The 21,546-nt window shown below is 39.7% G+C and carries 16 protein-coding genes and 1 pseudogene; 16 read left to right on the top strand and 1 reads right to left on the bottom strand.

Annotation, left to right across the window (positions count from 1 at the left end; translation table 11 throughout):
• The first annotated feature begins 12 nt into the window (after positions 1-12).
• The 16 genes from HNP82_RS09655 to HNP82_RS09580 all read left to right on the top strand — a co-directional run bounded on the left by HNP82_RS09655 (position 13) and on the right by HNP82_RS09580 (position 19,876).
• Positions 13-1,074, top strand: a complete 1,062-nt coding sequence (locus HNP82_RS09655) for a class I SAM-dependent methyltransferase (protein ID WP_183773789.1) — start codon at positions 13-15, stop codon at positions 1,072-1,074.
• A 102-nt stretch (positions 1,075-1,176) separates the two neighbouring features.
• Positions 1,177-1,659: a hypothetical protein gene (locus HNP82_RS09650; protein WP_183773787.1), complete on the top strand. Its 483-nt coding sequence runs from the start codon at positions 1,177-1,179 to the stop codon at positions 1,657-1,659.
• A gap of 2 nt (positions 1,660-1,661) precedes the next feature.
• Positions 1,662-2,738 carry a glycosyltransferase gene (locus HNP82_RS09645; protein WP_183773785.1) on the top strand — a complete coding sequence of 359 codons (1,077 nt, stop codon included), beginning with the start codon at positions 1,662-1,664 and terminating at the stop codon, positions 2,736-2,738.
• Positions 2,735-3,934 (top strand): glycosyltransferase family 4 protein, encoded by a 1,200-nt coding sequence (locus HNP82_RS09640; RefSeq protein WP_183773783.1) that lies wholly within the window; start codon positions 2,735-2,737, stop codon positions 3,932-3,934. Before HNP82_RS09645 ends, HNP82_RS09640 begins: the two co-directional genes overlap by 4 nt.
• On the top strand, positions 3,931-5,115 hold the full coding sequence (locus HNP82_RS09635) for a glycosyltransferase family 4 protein (RefSeq protein WP_183773781.1): 1,185 nt from the start codon (positions 3,931-3,933) through the stop codon (positions 5,113-5,115). Before HNP82_RS09640 ends, HNP82_RS09635 begins: the two co-directional genes overlap by 4 nt.
• 14 nt (positions 5,116-5,129) lie before the next feature.
• Positions 5,130-6,944 carry a DUF6311 domain-containing protein gene (locus tag HNP82_RS09630; RefSeq protein WP_183773779.1) on the top strand — a complete coding sequence of 605 codons (1,815 nt, stop codon included), beginning with the start codon at positions 5,130-5,132 and terminating at the stop codon, positions 6,942-6,944.
• Positions 6,945-6,961: 17 nt separating this feature from the next.
• Positions 6,962-9,130 carry a hypothetical protein gene (locus HNP82_RS09625; protein WP_183773778.1) on the top strand — a complete coding sequence of 723 codons (2,169 nt, stop codon included), beginning with the start codon at positions 6,962-6,964 and terminating at the stop codon, positions 9,128-9,130.
• A gap of 56 nt (positions 9,131-9,186) precedes the next feature.
• On the top strand, positions 9,187-10,503 hold the full coding sequence (locus tag HNP82_RS09620; RefSeq protein ID WP_183773776.1) for a UDP-glucose dehydrogenase family protein: 1,317 nt from the start codon (positions 9,187-9,189) through the stop codon (positions 10,501-10,503).
• A gap of 21 nt (positions 10,504-10,524) precedes the next feature.
• The gene (locus HNP82_RS09615) at positions 10,525-11,517 is read left to right on the top strand and encodes a glycosyltransferase family 2 protein (protein ID WP_183773774.1); all 993 of its coding nucleotides are present in this window, start codon (positions 10,525-10,527) and stop codon (positions 11,515-11,517) included.
• Positions 11,518-11,520: 3 nt separating this feature from the next.
• Positions 11,521-12,687: a glycosyltransferase family 4 protein gene (locus tag HNP82_RS09610; RefSeq protein WP_183773772.1), complete on the top strand. Its 1,167-nt coding sequence runs from the start codon at positions 11,521-11,523 to the stop codon at positions 12,685-12,687.
• Between the two features lie 127 nt (positions 12,688-12,814).
• Positions 12,815-13,936 (top strand): glycosyltransferase, encoded by a 1,122-nt coding sequence (locus HNP82_RS09605; RefSeq protein ID WP_183773770.1) that lies wholly within the window; start codon positions 12,815-12,817, stop codon positions 13,934-13,936.
• A 51-nt stretch (positions 13,937-13,987) separates the two neighbouring features.
• Positions 13,988-14,251, top strand: coding sequence for an acyltransferase family protein (locus tag HNP82_RS09600; RefSeq protein WP_183773768.1), 264 nt, complete (start codon positions 13,988-13,990; stop codon positions 14,249-14,251).
• Between the two features lie 77 nt (positions 14,252-14,328).
• Positions 14,329-14,838 (top strand): helix-turn-helix domain-containing protein, encoded by a 510-nt coding sequence (locus HNP82_RS09595; RefSeq protein ID WP_207720597.1) that lies wholly within the window; start codon positions 14,329-14,331, stop codon positions 14,836-14,838.
• On the top strand, positions 14,808-15,476 hold the full coding sequence (locus HNP82_RS09590) for an IS630 family transposase (RefSeq protein ID WP_242974689.1): 669 nt from the start codon (positions 14,808-14,810) through the stop codon (positions 15,474-15,476). Before HNP82_RS09595 ends, HNP82_RS09590 begins: the two co-directional genes overlap by 31 nt.
• Before the next feature lie 904 nt (positions 15,477-16,380).
• Positions 16,381-17,829: an oligosaccharide flippase family protein gene (locus HNP82_RS09585; RefSeq protein WP_183773766.1), complete on the top strand. Its 1,449-nt coding sequence runs from the start codon at positions 16,381-16,383 to the stop codon at positions 17,827-17,829.
• Positions 17,819-19,876 (top strand): glycosyltransferase family 39 protein, encoded by a 2,058-nt coding sequence (locus tag HNP82_RS09580; RefSeq protein ID WP_183773764.1) that lies wholly within the window; start codon positions 17,819-17,821, stop codon positions 19,874-19,876. Before HNP82_RS09585 ends, HNP82_RS09580 begins: the two co-directional genes overlap by 11 nt.
• 122 nt (positions 19,877-19,998) lie before the next feature.
• On the opposite strand, the pseudogene HNP82_RS09575 reads toward HNP82_RS09580, so the two are convergent.
• Positions 19,999-21,227 (bottom strand): annotated as a pseudogene (locus tag HNP82_RS09575) (IS110 family RNA-guided transposase).
• Positions 21,228-21,546 lie beyond the last annotated feature (319 nt).

Below are 21,546 nucleotides of genomic sequence, written 5' to 3'. Positions count from 1 at the left end.
AGGAGAAGGAAAATGTTTGGAAAGTCCAATCAGCAGAGGGAAGAGGAGCAGGAGCAAAGAATAGCCGCGCTGGAAAAACAGTGTGGAGATCTCAAAGAACAAAATACCGCCATGAAAGGGCGGGTGGATCATCTCTATGATCTTCTGAAAACCTACGAAGATGTTCTTATTAATATAAGAAACAACAATGCCCAGATCGCCGCGCTGGAACAGAGCGCGGAAACCACAGCTTTTAAAGTGAAAAAGCTGGAAAAAAGATGGGCTGCTGTGGAGGCTTCGATTCAGGAGTCTTCACCGTCCTCACAGACGTTACAGTATTCACAGTTTGCGGGAGAACCTGATCAGGTACGAGATTTTGCGCAGGTATATGGTGCAGATTCCGAAGCTTCAGACGGCGGTGACGCCTACACATCTATTGACTATTTTGATTTTGAAAACCATTTCCGGGGCGACCGAAATCTGATTAAGGAGCGCCAGAAGAAGTATCTGCCTTACTTTAAAGGCTGTGTAAGCGTTGTGGATATCGGCTGCGGCAGGGGAGAATTTCTCCAGCTTTTAAAGGAAAGCGGGATCAACGCTACAGGAGTGGATACTTACGATGAATTTGTAGAATATTGCCGGGAACAGAATCTTGAGGCTGTGTGCGATGACGGTAATCATTATCTGGCGGCGGTAGATCACACCGACGGCATCTTTGTCGGACAGGTGGTGGAGCATATGACCACAGAGCAAATTGTGGAACTGTGCAATCTGGCCTGGGAAAAACTGGAGGAAGGACACTATGTCATTATGGAGACGCCCAACCCCACATCTCTGGCCATTTACACCCACGCTTTCTATATGGATCCATCCCATGTAAAGCCGGTCCATCCAAAGACGATGGAATATTTCCTTAAAAAAGCCGGCTTTAAAGATGTTCAGATCATATATACGCCGGACAGCCGTCTTGACGAGGCAATTCCGGCCCTGGAAGGGGACGGCATCAAAAACCTGGAGGCGTTTAATCAGGCCATGCACACCGTGTCAGAGACACTTTTTGGCAGCCAGGATTATGCCATTATCGCAAAAAAGTAAAAAGACGATTCCTATATAAAAGTAACAGTTCATCCCGCGCCATTCCTGATGGCTGAACTGTTACAACAAAAAGTATCGAGGGACAAAGGAGGAACCCCTGACATGTCAGAACCGATGAAGAAAATTAATGTTGAAGAAATCATGAAGGAGATCCGCGAGGAGATTGCCCAGAAAGGATATACTGAGGACAGCGTAGATTATGCCAATATTGCCGGGGACGCCAAGGCGATCCTGGGGGTAAAAACGGATTTTTCAGCTTACGAGCTGGGCCATGCGGTCAACGGCGCCGCAGGGCAGCATAAGATCGAATATTACCGCATGATCCCAAAAGGCGGCCTTAAAAGTTTTATTGAGCGCTCTATCCGTAAAATTCTCCGTTTTATGCTGATTCCTATGGTGGACCAGCAAAACCAGTTTAACTATCAGATGGTTGTATGTATGCGCCAGATGGAAGGGTTCATTGAGGAGCATAATCACCAGATGGAGCAGAAAGACCGCCAGATCGACGCTCTTGAGGAGAAGATCTTCTATCTGACAAAAAGGTGTGAAGCTCTGGAAAAACAGTGCGGCAGTAAGGAGGCGTAACCGTGAAAGTAATACAGCTCCTTCCCACCCTGGCCTTTGGCGACGCTGTAGGCAACGACACACTGGCTTTGATGCAGGTTATTGAGGAGATGGGATATGAGACAGGCATTTACGCCGAAACCATTGACGAGCGGATTAAAAACAAAAATGTGAAGCTGGCCTACAAAGTGCCCTATATGGCGCCGGAAGATATTCTCATTTATCATATGTCCATCGGCTCCCAGCTCACTTATGAAATTGAAAATTTCAACTGCCGCAAGATCATGATCTACCACAATGTAACCCCGCCTGAATTTCTGGCGCCCTATAATCCTTTTACGGCGGGAGCCTGCGAGGAAGGTCTAAAACAGGTAAAATATCTTTCAGATAAGTTTGATTACTGTCTGGCAGACTCGGAGTTTAACCGTCAGGATCTGATCCGGATGGGATACACCTGTCCCATTGACGTGCTTCCAATTTTGATTCCTTTTGACGATTATAAGAAAATGCCCTCCAAGCGGATGCTGCGCCGATTTGACGATGATTTTGTCAACATTCTTTTTACCGGCCGAATCGCGCCTAACAAAAAACAGGAAGATGTGATTAAATGTTTTTATTACTATAAAAAATATTTTAATCCCAAAAGCCGCCTGATCCTGGCCGGATCTTACTATGGCATGGAAAACTACTACCACAGCCTGAAAGCATTTATCGAGAGACTGGGCGCGGAGGACGTTTATTTTACCGGACAGATTAAGTTTAACGAGATACTGGCATGTTATACAGCGGCGGATGTATTTTTATGCATGAGCGAACATGAAGGCTTTTGTGTACCGTTGGCTGAAGCCATGGCATTCCAGATTCCTATTGTGGCCTATGACAGTTCTGCCATCGGCTGGACCCTTGGCGGCAGCGGTATCCTTCTAAAAGATAAAAATCCGCTGGTAGCTGCGGGGATGATCCATCAGGTCATGACACGGCCGGGATTGAAAGAGGACATTGTATCTAATGAAAATATCCGCCTCGGCGATTTTTCCCATGACGTGATCCGGGATCAGTTTGTTCAATATTTGAATGGATTTACAGGGGAGAGAAAATGAGAAGGATTGGGTTAATTAACCAGCGGTACGGCCTGGAGGTCAACGGCGGATCAGAATATTATACCCGCCTTATCGCTGAGAAGCTAAGTAAAAATTTTGAGGTGGAAGTTCTCACAACTACCGCTATCGGCTATGATACGTGGGAAAATTACTACAGCGAAGGCACTGAAGTCATTGAAGGCGTCCTGGTGCGCCGGTTTAAGGTGGACCGGACAAGGGATGTGGCTTCTTTCAACAAGATGACTGATGAGATTTCACTGAATCCCGGACGGACGCCAAAGCAGGAGCAGGACTGGGTGGAGGCCCAGGGCCCGGTGTGCAAAGGCCTTCTCGATTATATTCAGAAACATGAAAAGGAGTACGACCTTTTTATCTTTGTCACCTACCTTTACTACTTAACTGTGCGCGGCTTGCCCCAGATGGCCCAAAAAGCTGTGCTTATACCGACAGCCCATGATGAGCCTTACATTTATTTCAGTATTTACCGGGATATTTTTTTAAAGCCCCAGGGGATCATCTACCTGACCGACGAGGAAAAGGATTTTGTGGAAAAGACTTTCCATAATGAAAACATTCCCCACATTGTTGAGGCCACTGGCGTGGATGTACCTGCGGGGGTGGACGAGCTTGCCTTCCGGAAAAAGTTCCATATCTGGGACAAATACCTGATTTATGTGGGACGCATTGACGCCACAAAAGGCTGCGACAAGCTCTTTGACTATTTTATCGCTTACAAAGTCCGCCATCCAAAGAGTTCATTAAAGCTGGTGCTTATGGGCAAGCGTATGATCGACATTCCCGATCATCCGGATATTATTTCCCTGGGCTTTGTCAGCGACGAGGTAAAATATAACGGCATTGCCGGAGCCAGCGCCCTTGTTCTGCCGTCCCAGTATGAAAGTCTGTCCATATCGGTGTTAGAGGCCATGTCCCTTCACATTCCGGTGATCGTCAACGGCAAATGTCAGGTTCTTAAAGGTCATTGCCACAAAAGCGATGGCGGCCTGTACTATGACGGCTACTGTGAATTTGAGGGTATTTTGCGCTGGATGCTTGATCATCCCCGCCAGTGGGAAGAAATGGGACGCAATGCTCGTGTCTATATTGATAAATATTATCAGTGGGATGTGATTATTGATCACATGACAGGCTTTTTAAATGGTATTATAGATAAGGCCGGAGGTGAAACTGCATGAAAAAACTTGGGTTTGTTATACCCTGGTATGGCGAGAAAATTCCCGGCGGCGCGGAGATGGAGCTTCGAAGCCTTGTCCATCATCTTCTGGACGCGGGGGTGGACTGTGAAGTCCTGACCACCTGTGTCAAAGAATTTACTGCGGACTGGAATGAGAATTTCCACCGTCCGGGACTGACCGAAGAGACAGGGGTGCCGGTGCGCCGTTTTAAAGTGCGCAAAAGGGACGCGGCAGCCTTTGACGGCGTGAATATTAAGTTGATGAACGGCTCCATGCTGACAAAGGACGAGGAGCAGATTTTTATCCATGAGATGGTCAACAGCGACGATCTTTACACTTACATGAGAGAGCATCAGGAGGAGTACGCCCTTTTTATTTTTATCCCTTATATGTTTGGCCCTACATGGTACGGCAGCCAGATCTGTCCGGAAAAATCTGTACTTATCCCGTGTTTTCATGACGAAGCTTATATCTATATGAAAATTTTCCGGGAAGCCTACTCTAAAGTTGCCGGTATTGTTTACAACGCCCAGCCGGAGTATGATCTGATGCAGCCTATTTACAATCTGAAAAATGTCCATCAGAAAGTTATCGGTGTCGGCATGAACACAAACATAACTTACAGCCGGGAACGCTTCCTTGAAAAATACAAGATTACCAGCCCATTTATTGTCTATGCGGGGCGTAAAGATGAGGGCAAAAATATCAATACCCTGATCCGCTATTTTGCCCGGTATAAAGAACGGATGAACAATGACATGCAGCTTGTCCTCATCGGCGGCGGGAAAGTGAAAATCCCCGACGCTGTCAAAAAGGACGTACACGACCTTGGCTTTGTGGACATTCAGGACAAATATGACATTACCGCCTCGGCAACTCTCATGTGCCAGCCCTCTAAAAACGAGAGTTTTTCCATTGTCATTATGGAAAGCTGGCTGTGCCATCGCCCGGTTCTTGTCCACGAAGCCTGCCAAGTGACACGGCATTTCGCCCAGGACAGCAATGGCGGCCTGTATTTTGGCTCCTATCCGGAGTTTGAAGCCTGTGTCAACTACATTTTAGGACATCCCGATGAAGCCCGGCAGATGGGAGACAACGGTTGCCGCTACGTGAAAGAGAACTTTGACTGGGATGTGGTCATCAGAAAATATAAAGACTTTTTTGAAGAAATCCTGGGTTAAGACGGAGGATACTTATGAATAACCGTAAAGACTCAATCTATGACAGCATAACAAAAGAACAGCTCTGGCTCATCTTTGGCATCAGCGGCTTTATTGGCCTGTTGATCTATATGGTCTGCTATGGCCCCTCCCTCCTGGATGTGACTAACGATGGATGGCTTTTGTCCGGCGGCGATCTCATGCAGCACTATGTGGGCTGGAAAGCCTTTCGTTCTTCCCCCTGGCATTTTCCCATCGGGATGACCGACGGCCTTCTCTACCCGGATCAGACGTGTGTGGTTTTTACCGATTCCATCCCTCTGTTTGCCATCTTTTTTAAACTGCTTTCGCCCCTTCTCCCCGAAACTTTCCAGTATTTTGGCATCTGGGGCGCCCTAACATTCATCCTTATGGGCGGCGTCTCCGGGGTTATCCTGCGGAAGTTTACAAAAAATCCGGCGCTGTGCGTCATCGGTTCCGTCTTTTTTAGTTTTTCACCCTATGTGATCCAGCGCATGTATTCCCACACCGCCCTGGCGGCCAACTGGATCATCCTTCTGGCCATCGCCATCTGGGTCTACAAGCCATGGTTTAACACTTTCAAGCGAAAAACCATTGCCTGGACTCTTCTTATTGTGTGTGGTTCGTTGATCCATATTTACTATATTCCCATGATCATGATCTTTATGATCTTTTCATGTGTCCAGGATTTTCTGGATGAGCCTGTTCCCCGCCGCCTGCGTTCTGGAAAACAGGGATGGCTGTGGGACATCCCCATGGGTGTGATCGCTGTGGCTGTAGATCTTGTGATTCTCTACAGTGTGGGCGTTTTTTCCGCCACCGCTTCCATGGAAGACGGCGGTCTTGGGGCCTACAGTTCAAACTTAAATGTTTTTATTAATCCTTTAGGCAAAGGTATTTTTCTTCCAAGTCTGCCACATAATCCCGGACAGGATGAAGGATACGGTTATCTTGGACTTGGAATACTTATATTGCTGGGATTATCCGCCATACTTTGGGCGGGGACATTTATCCTTTTTGTTCTCCGCTCTATCAAAAGCAGAAATGATCTGGGGCAAAAAGATTCCCGCAGCAATGGCGGCCATCTCGCCGGCAATCCATCTGCGGGGAATGCCTTCGCTGTAAAAAGATTGCTGTCAGCCCTGGGCGGCCTGATCCGGGAACATTCTTTTGTGATCGCTATGTTTTTGGCGTGGCTTGCCGCCTTTATCCTGGCGCTCAGCCCGGTGATCACATATGGAAAAGAGACGCTCAGGATCATTGATTATCCGGATATTATTTTGAAGGTGCTGAATATTTTCCGGTCAACGGGCCGTTTTGTCTGGTGCTGCTGCTATATCTTCATGTTTTTTGCGGTTATCACTATTGTCAACCGCCTTAGGTGGTTTGTTATAGCCGCGCCCATACTGCTGGTGACATCCGTGATCCAGGTGGCGGATCTTGGGACTTATGCCCTTGTCCGGGGTGATATGGCCTCTTCGGCCTACCGGGAACCGATCATAGAGTCTGAGCGGTGGGAAGAACTGGCCCAGGGAAAAGAACACATAACCTATGTGCCTTTTTCAATTATAAAAACAACCTACGATGATGATGCACTCTACGAATTTGCCAATTTTGCCGTTGACCACGATATGACTGTGAACTTTTATATGGCCGCCCGTGTCTACATTCCCGATAGGAACGAGCGGGACGGCGAAGTGCGCCAGGCCCTTGCCGCCGGAGAAGGGGATACGGCGACGCTCTACATCCTGGACAGCCGCAAGACTGGGGAGGAGTATGGCATGACCACGGAAGTAGTGGATGGGATCGTTGTGGGGTATTATGAGTAAAGGAGAGGTTTATAGTTGTGAAGATTCATAAAAACAAGATCTGGGAGTCTGTACTGATGTATAGTGGCGCAGTTCTTATATTGATTCTGGTCTTATGGAATATTAAAGATTTAAAGATCATCCACGTCCTTAATGACGAATACGGATACTGGGCCTCTGCCGCTTTTTTCGCCGGGAAAGACTGGAGTGAAGTGACTGCGAACAGCAACTATTATTCCTATGGATATAGTTTGCTGCTGTCAATATTCATGCGTTTATTTGACTCACCGGAAATGATGGTCAAAGGCGCGGTTGTCTTAAATGGGATATTTTTAGCCGCGGCCTATTTTCTGACCGTTTACTGCGGAAAGAAACTTTTTCCCAGGGAGAAGAATTATTGGATTTATATAATGGCCTTTGTCATAACGTCATATTCCAATAATATTGTCCAGTCCCAGATCTGCTGGCCGGAAAATCTCCTTTATCTGCTTTTCTGGGTCATTGTCGCTTTATTTATTACTTTATATGAAAAAACATCTGCCTGGAAAATTGTTTTGCTGGCCTTGTGCAATGTCTATATGTATATGGTTCATCAGAGAAGCCTGGCTGTTGTCGCTGCCAGTGTGATCTTCATAATCGTACTGGCCGTGGTGAAGAAAATCCAGCTAAGACATATTCTTCTCTTTGCCGGAATTTTCATCTGTCTCTTTGGTGTTCATTCGGTCATAAAACAGATGGTCATAAGCGGATTATTTCAGAATAGCGCTCTGATAGCGATCAACGATTATTCTGGCCAGTTAGACAAACTGAAAGATATTTTTACATCTCTGGATGGTTTTGCCCGGGCGGTCGCCGGATTCTTCGGCAAGGTTTTCTATGTGGGTGCGGCAACTTTGGGCGTAGGAGCCCTTGGTCTTTATCAGTGTGTTAAAGGCGGGATTATACTTGCAGGAAAAAGAAAAGAAGAACAGGGCCTGACCAATACTATAGGATTGTTTGTCGGGCTTTCAGCTATTTTCGCTCTGGGAATCAATACTATTTTTATGGTAAATGGGACCCGAATTGATTGTGTAATTTACGGACGGTATACAGACTATGTGATTGGGCCGGTATTATTGATGGGCTTTTTGTATATTTTTTCAAAGCGAGCGAAAATTGCGGAGATGGCCGGGGGTTTTGCCGGGGTTCTCATCTGCGGCGTGATTGCGGCGGTTCGCATATCCTTTTTGCCTGGGAACCAATTTAATATTATTACCAATATCGGCGTATCTCTGTTTTACAGGGACGGTCAGGACGGCGTTTTATCTACGGTAAGATTGCTGATTTTTTTGACTGTAGTATTTGTCGGTATATTGTTCATTGTGTGGATCGGGCAAAAAAAGGTTCTATCTTTGAAAAGATGGGTTATGGCGGGCTGTCTGGTATTTTGGATATCAACGATCCTGCCTATGTTTCAATTGCTTACATCGACCCATGAAAGTTTGTATGGCGTTTCATCACTGACAAGAGTTATTCAAAATTACAGTGATGGCGAAGTCACTATTGACTATGTGACAGACAAAAACTCCTGGGACAGCCGGGAAATTGAATATATCCAGTTTTTACTACCAGATGCAAAGATTCATTATGAGAGTGTAGAGAATCTCCAGAATAAGACCAATGGAGAAAACTGGATCATATTTAATACAGAGGACATTTTTTCATTGTCAGAAAATATGAGTATTGTCAGCCAATGGGGAAATTTACTTCTGTGTGTTTCCTCTGACAGCAGTATTTCAGAGCGGCTGGAACAGGCAGGATGTGTGACTGAAAGTCTCGATGGCGGCTATAACCTGCTGAACAGCGGACGCATGGCTTCACAGAACCGGGATATGGCCAGGGAGGATCAGTGGATCAGTAACGGAGAAGAAGGCTATCTCATTTATGGCCCATATATGACGCTGGGAGCCGGCTCCTATGTATTAGAGGTTGAACTTTCGGCGATTCCTGGCGAGAACAGCGGTGACGAGGCGGTTAATTTTAGCGTGGATGTCAGCCGCCAGGGAAGTGAAATTGCTAGAAAAGACGGTGAAATCCAGAGTGGAGAAAACATAAATATTCAAATCCCATTTGATCTGGGGGAAAAAACGGAAAATATGGAATTTAGAGTCCATATTTCCAGCAGAAATTTTGTAGAAATTGCTGAATTAGTATTAAGAAAATTGTAATCTTATATTAATTGGTGTATAATAATTTATTATGTGCATATGAGGATGGTATTAGTATGAAAATCGCAGTTGCAGGCACAGGCTATGTCGGTCTTGTGACCGGTGTATGCCTGGCGTCTAAAGGTAACCAGGTTTGGTGTGTTGATGTTGATGAAACTAAGGTAGAATTAATGAAACAGGGGATTTCTCCTATTTATGAGCCGGGGCTCAGCGAGCTGATGAAAGAGCATATGGATGCTCTGACGTTTACCACAGACTATCGGTCAGCATATAAAGACGCGGATGTGATCTTTATAGGCGTGGGGACTCCGGAGAAAAAGGACGGGTCCGCCAATCTGGCTTACGTCTATACTGTTGCCGGACAGATTGCCGAAAGCATTGAAAAAGACTGTATTGTAGTCGTGAAATCCACGGTGCCTATTGGAACCAATGACAAGATTGAAAACTTTTTGCGGGCAAAAGTACGACGGGACGTCAATGTATTTGTGGCCTCGAATCCAGAGTTTCTCGCTCAGGGGACGGCGGTGCGTGATACCTTACACGCTTCAAGGATTGTGATTGGTGTTGAAAATCCAGAGGCGGGGGAGGTTCTTAAAAAAGTTTATGAAAACTTTGACGCCCCCAAAATGGTGGTCAATCGCCGCAGCGCAGAGATGATCAAATATGCTTCCAACGATTTTTTAGCTTTAAAAATTTCATATATTAACGAAATTGCCAATTTATGTGAAACTGTCGGCGCCAATATTGAAGATGTATCGGCGGGGATGGGCATGGACCCAAGGATTGGCAACCGTTTCCTCAACGCTGGAATCGGATATGGCGGCTCCTGCTTCCCTAAAGATACCAAGGCATTGAGCTGGCTGGCGGCCTTTAACGACAAAGAGATCAAGACGATCAAGGCGGCCATAGAGGTTAATGATAGCCAGAAATTTAAGCTGATCAAAAAAGCTAAAAAGTATTATGACAGTTTTGAAGGACTGACAGTGGCTGTCCTGGGATTGACATTTAAGCCGGGAACAGATGATCTGAGGGAAGCCCCTTCGTTAGTTAATATTCCGATTTTGCTGGAAGATGGAGCAAAAGTTAAGGCGTGGGATCCGGTGGGTGTGGCCAACTATAAAAAATACTATCCAACGGAGATTGAATATTGCAAAACCATAGATAAAGCTCTGGAAGACGCGGACATCTGTTTTATTTTTACAGAGTGGCCGGATGTCAAGAATATGGATGTAGCTTTATTTGAAAAGAAAATGAAATGTCCCATTGTTCTTGATGGACGAAATTGCTACCCACTGGACGCGTTTAAAGACGTTCACATCATTTACGATTCCATTGGCCGTCCTGTAGTGGATTATTTATACCTGGATAGATAAAAAACGGAGGAAGTAAGGAAGATGAAACTGATCATTCAGATCCCCTGCTATAATGAGGCGGAGACATTAAAAATTGCGCTGGATGCGCTGCCAAAACATATTGATGGTATTGATGTTATTGAGTATTTGATTATTAATGACGGAAGTTCTGATAATACAGTAGAAGTAGCAAAAGAGTGGGGCGTTAATTACGTTGTTAATTTTAGAAATAATAAAGGATTAGCCCGTGGCTTTATGGCCGGATTGGACGCCTGCCTTCGCAATGGTGCCGATATTATTGTCAATACAGATGCGGATAATCAATATTGCGGAGAAGATATTGAAAAATTAATACAGCCGATTTTACGCGGTGAAGCAGGAATGGTTGTTGGAGAGCGTCCTATTGATGAAACTGAGCATTTCTCACCTCTCAAGAAAAAACTTCAACACCTGGGAAGCTGGGTTGTCCGTAAAGCATCAAATACAGATATCCCTGACGCTCCAAGTGGTTTCCGTGCTTATAGCCGCAGCACAGCTATGCGTTTAAATGTTATTAATGAGTACACCTATACATTGGAAACTATTGTTCAGGCTGGAAGAAATAAAATGGCTGTGACCTCGGTTCCAATCAGAACAAATCCTGAATTGAGAAAATCCAGGCTTTTCCACAGTATGTTTGGATATGTAAAGAAATCTATGCTCACTATTGGTCGAGCCTATATGATGTATCGGCCGTTGGCAGTCTTTTCAGCTATTGCTGCCGTTTTTGGCGCTGCTGGCACAGGCCTGGGAATCCGTTATCTAATTAAGAGAGCAAAAGGTAGAGGACAAGGAAGCGTTCAGTCTTTAATACTGTCAAGTATGTTAATTATTATCGCAGTATTGTGTGGTGTTATTGGACTTCTTGCAGATGTTATTGCTGGAAATAGAAAACTTTTACAGGAAATTCAGTTTGAGTTAAGAAAGATGGATTATGGCCTTGGACATGAGGCTCAGAAAAAAATGGATCAAAAAATTATTGAGGAAGAAGAATAATGTATGAAAAAGAAACGGTTATTAGTACTGGCCTCTACATTTCCAAGGTGGGAAGGTGATACAGAGCCACGATTCATACTAGATTTATCAAAAGAATTGAAAAAATATTTTGATGTTACAGTAATGGTACCTGCTGCTCCAGGAGCAAAGAGAAAAGAGCTACTAGAAGGGGTAAAGGTTTTACGTTATCATTATTTTCCTATACATCGATGGGAAACCCTATGTTATCCAGGAGCTATAGTACCTAGAATTAAAGAAAAAAAGATTAGAGTTTTATTGGTTCCTTTTTTATTTGCTGCGCTATTTCTTAAATTAAAACAGATAGAATCAAAATTTGATTTTGTACATGCGCATTGGATAATTCCTCAAGGAATAATTCAATCATTTTTGAAAAAACCTTACATTGTTACTGGACATGGTGGTGATGTAACATCCTTAAATAAAGGCGTTATCAAAATGTTAAAAATTAGATGCTTAAAGAAGGCTAAAGTAGTAACAGTCGTTTCTAAAGCATTAAAAAAAGAGGTAAGAACTCTCTATCCAGAGAAAAAAATACATGTTATTTCTATGGGATGTGATACCTCCCGATTTAATAAAAAAAATCGGGTTTATAATTATTTTCAACAGGATGATTTGCCAGTTGTACTGTTTGTAGGTAGACTTGTTGAAGTGAAGGGAGTCACATATTTAATAGAAGCTATGAAAAATATTAATGCTAAGTTAATAATTGTAGGAGATGGTCCGTTAAGGGAACGTTTAATGATACAGTCTGCCTCACAAAAGGATAAAATTCGTTTTCTTGGATCCAAAACGCATAGTGAATTAATTAAAATATATGCTTCGGCTGATATATTTGTGGCCCCTAGTATAACAACAACGAATGGAGATAAAGAGGGGCTTGGGTTAGTAATTTTAGAAGCAATGGCTTCAGGACTCCCAGTTGTGGCTAGTAATTCCGGTGGTATTCCAGAAATTGTTACTGATAAAGTTAATGGCTTTTTAACTGAAGAAAAAAATACTGAGCAATTAGCTGAAAAAATTAATATTTTACTAAAGAACCCAGAATTACGGAAATCTATGGCTGATAATGGGATTAAGACTGCTGAAAGTAGAAGTTATAAGGTTTTAGCAGAAAGATATTTTAACTTAATAAATAAAAGTATGTCTTAAAAATGCAGATTTTTGCTATGCTTAATTTCGTAGAAGGTATGTAATTGAGCATAGCATTTAAATTCTTTTCCCCATTAGTTAAAGTGACTAACGATTCAAAAATTTTAGCAGAAAGGCAGGATAAGAAATGAGAATTGCATTAAATTATATTTATTTGGAAAAATCTCATTCGGGCGGAAAAGATCAAGTGGGTTTGAATTTATTAAAAGGATTTTATGATAATAATATAATTTCCCAAATGTGTGTAATATGTTTTGAGTATTCGGTAAAAACAATCGAATCAATTGCCCCAGGAATAAAGATTATTCCGATTAAGTATAAATGTCATTCAACAAAAGAGATGCATAGAATGGCATATTTAACATGGGTAAACACTGTGATTATTCCTAAGATAGTTAAGAAATATTCAATTGATAAAATTTTTCACTTAGGGTGTAATAATGGCTTAGTAAAATTGAAATGTACATCTATCTCGATCCCATTCGATATTAAGGCTGTTGCGCATAGAGTATTGGCACATGTTAAGATACCTTTCTATAAATACATTATTCATAAGATTATGTATTATATAGATTTTAAAAATGCAGATACTATAGTTGCAATGAGTGATGTCGATAAAGCCGAAATAGCACAATATTATCCTAAATTTGCTAATAAAATAAGAAGAATTTATTGTCCAATAAAAATAGAATTAAAAAACATAAAACATCAATCTAAAACCACAAAAAATATTGTTGCATTAAATTTACAATTTCATCATAAAAATATAATTACTTTAATTAAAGCGTTTGAGTTAATAAAAGATAAATGTGACTATAATTTACTTTTAATAGGAAAAGTGCCTCAACGCGTTAGTTATTTAAAGGATTATGTTAAGAATAATCATTTAGAGCAACGAATCAAATTTACCGGTTTTATTTCTGAAGATGCAAAAAATAAGTTATTTCAAACAAGTGCTTTGTATGTAAATCCTACTCTTTATGAGGGATTTGGCATGACGGCTGTTGAAGCTATTATCTTGAAGATACCAACATTAGTATCCAGAATTGCAACCAATTATGAAATTACACAAGGCTTGTGCGATTATTATGAACCAGCGGAGGATGAACACGCATTGGCGGAGATGCTGCTGAAATGTTTGAAAAAAAACTATGACAATCAAGACTTGGATAAAAAAAGTAAATTGCTGCTCGATAAATATGATTATAGACGGATTGCTAATGAGTATTATAAGTTATTCGTTTCTTGAAATTGTTAAAAACTAAGCGCTTCATGTTTGTATGGGAGAAGATTATTATAAATGGGAATAAGTAGAAATGAGTCATCTATTCTTAAGGGTATTGCCATTTGTATGGTAATATTTGCTCATATATTAGTCATTTATTTTTCTGCAAATGAGTATTTAGGTAATATCCTAGGTACTGGAGGTGTATGTATCTTCTTGATACTATCAGGTTATGGGGTTTGTAAATCATTTTTAGAAAAAGAAATAACATCAACTCATTGGAATAATAAAATAGATAAGGTTTTTATCCCATATTGGATAGTAACACTAGTGTGCTGACTTGATGATATTTAACTAAATATTCTGGTAATCACAGCTGTTCTGATGTATAATCAAAAAAAACGGCGGTGATTCCTATGGCAAGACCAAAAAAATACAACATCCATCTTACAGAAACAGAATTGAACAATTTGAAATCTGTTATCCGTAATAAAAAAACTTCCAAAACTATCCGCTGCAGATGCCAGATCATTCTCGATCTGGACGAAGCACACGGAAAAGTTTTAACCCATGAACAAAGTGCCAGATCCAATGGTGTCTGCATGGCAACTGTCACCAACACTGTAACAAAATATATTAATGGCGGCATTGATGCTGTTACTGAATTTAAGCGGAACATAAATTCAGATAATGCCCGGCGTAAGGTTGACGGACGTACGGAAGCCCGGCTGATCGAACTTGCCTGCGACCCTGTCCCAGAGGGGCACTCTCGGTGGACCATCCGTCTGCTTGAAGAAGAATCCAAAGTAATTCTGGAAACCCCTGTCGGCAGGGAAGCAATCCGCAAAGCTTTAAAAAAAACAAACTTCGACCTCACAAAAACGACTACTGGTGCATTCCAGCAAAAGAAGACCCAGAATTCATAGCCTGCATGGAGGATATCCTTGATGTGTATGAACTCCCCTATGATGAGAAGCATCCAGTTGTGTGTATGGATGAGAAGCCGTACCAGCTTTTGGGAGAAATCAGGGAGCCTTTACCAATGATTCCCGGAAGCGACCAGAAAACCGATTCGGAATATGTCCGCAAGGGCACCGTCAGCATTTTTGCTTTTGTAGAGCCGCTCGGAGGCGTTCACCATGTGAGTGTACGTGAACACCGTACAGCCACAGACTGGGCAGAGGAGATCAGATATCTTGTAGACAACATGTACCCCGATGCTGAAAAGATCATCCTTGTGATGGATAACCTTAATACCCATAAACCGTCATCTCTGTACAAACGGTATCCGGCGGAAGAAGCAAGGCGTATCATAAAAAAACTGGAGATACATTACACGCCAAAGCATGGCAGCTGGCTGGATATTGCTGAAATAGAGCTTAATGTAATGACCAGGCAATGCCTTAACCGCCGCATCGCTGAAATAGAACAGTTACGCAGCGAACTGTCCGCATGGGAAACGGAACGGAATACAGTGGCAGCAAAGGTTAACTGGCATTTTAGAACAAGTGATGCCAGAACAAAACTCAGTTCGCTGTATCCCACATTTACTACTGCCTCTTAATGAGGTGGCAGTATTGCTAAAAATCAGCAGGTCAGTACACTAGTTTTTTTATTATATATAATAAAAAAATATCAATTACATTATTATTAAAAAATTTATTATTTATAGATTATGATCGAAGTATCGATGGCACAATGTGGTATATGAGTTTTTTAGTTATTTGGTATATATTATTTTATATATTATTTTATATATTATTTAAATTAAAAATAGCTCTTTTTATGAAACTTATATTTTTAATTGTAATATCTTTTGCCTTTTATGGAAATTCATCGTTTTTTTCATCGTGTACGTGACAATTTCAGCAAAATTTTCTTCCTTTTCCGATAGGAGTATTTTATGCTGTAATGGAGAAAAAAATAAATGATACACTAAGATATAGATTGCCTAAAAGGATAATTTTAATGTTTTGCATACTTATAGGTGGAATTTATAGCTGTTGTCCTTATACACATGTAAGATTTCAAATGCAAGGAATACTGTTATTTATTTTATGTGTTTTAATTTTAAAATTAGATATAAAAAGTAAAGTATTCTTGAAGTTTTTTTCTGGACTAGGTGGGATATCTTATATACTATATCTTATAAAAGGGAAATTATTAATTATTTTGCCTAAGTATAATTATCCTTTATTTAATACAGTTGCATACATTTGTATAATGATTCTTTGTATAGTTATTTATAGAAAGATAAGTTTGTTATTAGACAATGATAGAAATCGAAAAACCCTTTTGGGTTGAAAAAGAACTGCAATGATAAAAAACTCGAATTTATATTTTTAAAAAAAGGGACTTAATTATGGAATGAACTGCGATTTTCTATAATAAATTTACGAAAATAATATTAGACATCTACTAGTAGGCACATAGAAAATTATATACTATCTTTTGTGGGAGGTAGAGGGATGAAAAATAAATTGGCTTCTAACATGATATATTTATTATTATACCAATGTTTAGTGATATTCTACCCTATATTAACAACACCGATAGTTTCCAGGGCTCTGGGGTCAGAAGTCTTAGGAATATATTCTTATACGTATTCCATTGCATATTATTTTTCTCTTATTGCATTATTAGGATTGCAAACATATGGGGCTAGAATTATTGCTATGGCCAGGGATGATAGTGAAGGCATGACAAAGTTGTTTTGGCAACTTTACACCATTCAATTTGTTTGGTCGATGGTAACATTAGGGATTTATTTGATTTTTGCTATACTATTTGAGAAAGATAATTTATTACCGGCATTAGCTCAATCTACCATTATACTAAATTCTCTTTTTGATATTACGTGGTATTTTACTGGTATAGAAAAATTTAAAACGATGGTTCTGAGAAATACTTTTATTAAAGTAGTTTCTTTAATTGGGATATTTTTTCTGGTAAATGATAAATCCGATCTTAACTTGTATATTATCTTATTAAATGGAACTATGGCACTCGGACAATTATCAATTTGGCCTAGTGCATTTAAAAGTGTTGGACACCCTAGGTTTCTATTTTCTGGAATAAAAAGACATATATTTCCTGTAGTAAGATTATTCATTCCAATTATGTCATTGAATGCATATGTGCTAATTGATAAGGCTATGCTTGGCATTTTGGGAACAATGGCAGAAGTAGGATATTATGAAAATGCCGATAAATTAATTAAATTACCAATAGGATTAGCTATGGCGGTAAATTCGGTTATGCTACCTAATATTACATATATGATTAGTCATGGAGAAAAGAAAAAGAGCATTAACTATTTTTATAATGCATTACGAATTGTTCTTATGTTTGCTATGCCAGCCACTTTAGGTTTAGCTAGTGCGGCAGAACAATTGGTACCATGGTATTTGGGTGAGGACTTTTATGAGTGTATTAACTATATAAGATTACTTTCACCTGTAATTATGTTTATGATAATTAGTAATCTTTTGCGTTATTTATATTATATACCAAATCAAAGAGATAAAGACTATACAATAGGGGTTGTCATATCAACGGTTATTAATTTTGTTATAAATCTATTTACTATAAAAATAATAGGTGGATATGGTGTTATTCTAGGTACACTGGTTGGTGAGTTTGTAGGTATGATATATTTATTAGTGGGGATTCGCAGGACACTTCCTTTTAAAAAATTAGGTGTTTTATTACTCAAAACTCTTTGCGCAAGTTTAATAATGTCAATATTTGTTATTGCAATTGGAGATAAAATGGAGAGTAGTATTATAACTAATTTATTACAAGCAGCTGTTGGTATATTAGTTTATGCAATTATTATTTTTTTCTTGTTCTTTAAGGATATTTTAGCATTGTTGAAAAGTATAAAAAATCGTAAAGGAGAAAAACATGATTTATAAATTAATATGTTTATTATTTATGTTTATATTGTTTTTTTTACTATATTTCATTATCTCAATTTTATTAAAAAAAACGTCAAAAAGAGAGTTGATTGCATGGGGACTCATATTTGATTTTATCATAGTAATTTCAAATACTTTTACACTTGCGTTGTTTGGCCTTTATAATTTAAGAAATATGTCAATTGTATTTTTTGTTGAGAGCATATTATTATTGTGTATTATTATTGTTAATAAATATAAAATTGACTTTAAATTTTCTGTATTAGATATTTTTAAAGGGATAAATAAAGTTATGCTAATAGCCCTGATTTTTGTGGCGATTATTTATTTCTTCTTTCCAACTAAATATTTATGGGCGCGTCGTGATCCTGCATTATATGTTATTAATGGGGTTAATATTGCCAAAACAGGGTCTATGGATTTAAATATAGACGAATATCTGAATTTAAATTATGACGAAATTAAGGGTTTTGTAGATCTTGAGTATAGAGGCATATATTCTGATTATGAATATGGGGATTCAGATCAGCCTGGAAAATTGACCTCCCAATTTTTACAATATTTTTCTTCGGCATTAGCATTTGGCTATTCTTTTGGCGGCCTATCAGCTTTATTTAGGGTTAATGCTATAATAGGTGTTTTGTGTTTTATCATAGTATACTATTTTGTGAAAAAAATTTGGGGGAAAAATACAGCAACAATTGCAGCAATATTACTTGCACTTAATCCAGCACAAATATGGTGTGCTAGGATACCACAAACAGAATTATTATATCAATTATTTTTTATACTAGGAATATACATCATATCTTTGAATTGGCACAGAAAAAATTTACCTTCTGGTGTTCTTGGAGGAGCAATTTTAGGATTTATAGGGTTGAATAGAATTGATGCATATATATTAGGATTGGGAATTTTGCTGGTATGTGCTTATTTTGTTTTCTTTGAACAAAAAATGGCTAAATATTGCATATTTGTTGTAATAGGTTATCTATTTGCAATGAGTGTTTCGCTAATATATTCTTATACGAAATCTTATTATTATATTGTAGAACATTGGGATGCCGGAGTATTAAATTTATTAATTTACGCAAACATAGCATGTCTTATATTAATTATTATTGGTAATATTCTAAGGCTATTCATGAAAAAGCAAAAAGATACTTTTAATATTTTAAAAAAAATATCGCAAAAGAAGGAATTTAGACTATATATTATTGGTTTTTTATTTATAGTGTTTTTATTTATATATTTTATAAGACCAGATTTTCAGACTGGATTAGATGCCGATTTCGATTTTAATCAAAGGGCTCTAGTAGAATTTTGTTGGTACGTTTCATTTTTGGCATTTTTACTTGCTTTTGTAGGCTTATGGAAAATAATGAAATCATATTCGCGCTGTTGTATGTTATCCATGTTTTTGGCGTGCGGCTTGGCTTCTGTAGTCGTGTATATATATAGACCAGCAATTGCACCAGATCATATTTGGGCATCGAGAAGGTGGGTTTCGGTGTGTTTCCCATTCATAATCATTTTAGCATCTGTTGGAATTAAAAATATTTATTGTGTTTTAAAAAACAGAATTAAAACAGCACGACTTTTTTGTTCGTTACTTGCTTGCAGTCTTTTATGTTTTTGCTTATATCAAAGTAGAGTTTTTCTTTTTCAGCCAATGTTAAATGAACTGCCACAGCAGTATAATTTATTGTCGAACCAATTGGATTCCGATACAATTTATTTTGCTGAAATGAGCCATTATGCATCGATACTTAAATTTGTTTATGAAAAACAAGTATATGTTTTGAAAGATAAAAATGAGTTAGAGGTTCAAGATAGTATATGGGAATACATTAATGAGACTCAACAGCCCATATATTATATAGGTAGTGATGGAGATTTTGGCGATAAATTGCAAGCAACGCTTCTTTATTCGGGAGAGATTAGGGGCACATATATTAATCAGACAGTAGGAGAATATTTTACAGAACTTACTACTACGGGCTCAACAGTAAATGTATATATGATTACTGCTAAAAATGTATAAGTCTATAAAATTTATAAATATTCAGGAGGATAGGTTGAAAGAAAAAGTGAAAAAAAGGCAACACAATACCAGAGCACCAGTAAACTGCCGCTTTCAAAGGGAAACTTATAGATGGAAATATATCAGGCTGTTGCAATCGGAGGAATTATTGTAAAGCCTCTTTTTTCCAGACATTTGATGGCATTTTTATCATACTGCTCCTGAAATCTCTGGTACATTTCTTCAGGAATAGCGGAATAGTCCGTATCGGCAGGATTGAAAGCCTCCTGTTTTGAAAACATATGGAAAAGGCAAGTCAGCATCATGCGTGCAATGGCGATGATTGCCCGTTTGTGTCCACGGCGTTTTTTGATACGGTCATATTTGTATTTGAAATAGGGGTTTTGCTTATCTTTGATGGCAGCATTTGCACATTGGACTAACAAAGGTTTTAAGTAGACCCCAGCTCTTGAGATATGGACACTCTTCTTCTTATCGGCACTTTCATTATTTTGAGGAGTCAGTCCCGCCCAGGAGCATAAACGCTTTGAGGATTTGAATACCGCCATATCCACTCCGATCTCAGCGATGATATAAGTTGCGGATTTTTCTGTGATTCCCGGAATAGTGGTAGCCAAATCGATGAATTTGTGGTAAGGTTTAGCTAGGTCTGAAATCGCATCATCAAGGGTGCGTACGCATTCATTGATCTGATCAAAGTGTTTGCGGCAGACCTTAATCTTGAGCGATTGGTCACCACGCAGTTCATAACCGAGGATAGATCTTACCACATCATCGGCTTTATCCTTAGCTTTTTTTAGAAGCAGGGATTTACAGTATTCCGGATCAAAAGTCTCGCAGGTGAGGGTATAATCAACAATGGCGGTTGCTGATTTTCCAAAGGTATCTGTGAGGACAGAGGCAAGGGCGATGTTGGAAACAGTAAGGGCATTCTGGAAACGGTTTTTCTCACTGCTTCGGTGGCCAATCAGCTTCTGCCGGTATCGGAACAACTCTCTCAAAGCTCTGATTTCCCTGCATGGGATATAGCTGGAAGGAACGATGTCGAATTTAAAAAGGTCAGCGATCCATTCCGAATCTTTATCATCGTTTTTTGACCTTTGATTGCCCGGACATACTTGGGGTTAGCAACGATGACATGACAGGAATCTTCCAGGATATTAAATATAGGAATCCAGTATTTGCCGGTGGATTCCATGCTGACTTCAGTACAGCGATGGTCAAGGAGCCATTTTTTCAAAGCCCTGAGGTCGGAATTGAAGGTGGCGAAACGTTTTTTCTTATAAGTTGTAACGCCACGGAAGTCTGTGAAAGCGATGGTAGCGACCACAAATTTTTTGTGGACATCCATGCCACAGCAGACAAAATGCTTGATCGATAAACGAGCCAAAAGTAACACCTCCTAAAGAAAAGCAGACATTGACTGGCTGTCCAGCAAAGAAAGACCAAAGGAATTGCTTTGACAATGATTAGGTTGCGGGTTCAGAGCCCCACTCATTTGTGCTTGAAAAGACAGCCGGCACATGTTATTATGCGGACTTAATTCCAAAAGGGAGGAATCGATTCTACTTCCTCTATAATGGTCTCATAAATTAAGACACTTTTTCGGACAATTTTTAATGAATCTGATATACTAAAATCAATACGAAAGAGAGGATTCATTACTATGT

This window comes from Catenibacillus scindens (assembly GCF_014202115.1).
GTDB classification, from domain to species: domain Bacteria; phylum Bacillota; class Clostridia; order Lachnospirales; family Lachnospiraceae; genus Catenibacillus; species Catenibacillus scindens.
Note: the sequence above shows the minus strand (reverse complement) of the source record. Positions and strands in the feature narration are given on the sequence as shown.

What these genes read in the sequence shown, in the direction of transcription:
- HNP82_RS09600 (WP_183773768.1), top strand. Translation starts at nt 13,988, where the DNA reads ATGGGAATAAGTAGAAATGAGTCATCTATTCTTAAGGGTATTGCCATT.
- HNP82_RS09630 (WP_183773779.1), top strand. Translation starts at nt 5,130, where the DNA reads ATGAATAACCGTAAAGACTCAATCTATGACAGCATAACAAAAGAACAG.
- HNP82_RS09595 (WP_207720597.1), top strand. Translation starts at nt 14,329, where the DNA reads ATGGCAAGACCAAAAAAATACAACATCCATCTTACAGAAACAGAATTG.
- HNP82_RS09655 (WP_183773789.1), top strand. Translation starts at nt 13, where the DNA reads ATGTTTGGAAAGTCCAATCAGCAGAGGGAAGAGGAGCAGGAGCAAAGA.
- HNP82_RS09650 (WP_183773787.1), top strand. Translation starts at nt 1,177, where the DNA reads ATGTCAGAACCGATGAAGAAAATTAATGTTGAAGAAATCATGAAGGAG.
- HNP82_RS09615 (WP_183773774.1), top strand. Translation starts at nt 10,525, where the DNA reads ATGAAACTGATCATTCAGATCCCCTGCTATAATGAGGCGGAGACATTA.
- HNP82_RS09610 (WP_183773772.1), top strand. Translation starts at nt 11,521, where the DNA reads ATGAAAAAGAAACGGTTATTAGTACTGGCCTCTACATTTCCAAGGTGG.
- HNP82_RS09635 (WP_183773781.1), top strand. Translation starts at nt 3,931, where the DNA reads ATGAAAAAACTTGGGTTTGTTATACCCTGGTATGGCGAGAAAATTCCC.
- HNP82_RS09580 (WP_183773764.1), top strand. Translation starts at nt 17,819, where the DNA reads ATGATTTATAAATTAATATGTTTATTATTTATGTTTATATTGTTTTTT.
- HNP82_RS09605 (WP_183773770.1), top strand. Translation starts at nt 12,815, where the DNA reads ATGAGAATTGCATTAAATTATATTTATTTGGAAAAATCTCATTCGGGC.
- HNP82_RS09585 (WP_183773766.1), top strand. Translation starts at nt 16,381, where the DNA reads ATGAAAAATAAATTGGCTTCTAACATGATATATTTATTATTATACCAA.
- HNP82_RS09620 (WP_183773776.1), top strand. Translation starts at nt 9,187, where the DNA reads ATGAAAATCGCAGTTGCAGGCACAGGCTATGTCGGTCTTGTGACCGGT.
- HNP82_RS09640 (WP_183773783.1), top strand. Translation starts at nt 2,735, where the DNA reads ATGAGAAGGATTGGGTTAATTAACCAGCGGTACGGCCTGGAGGTCAAC.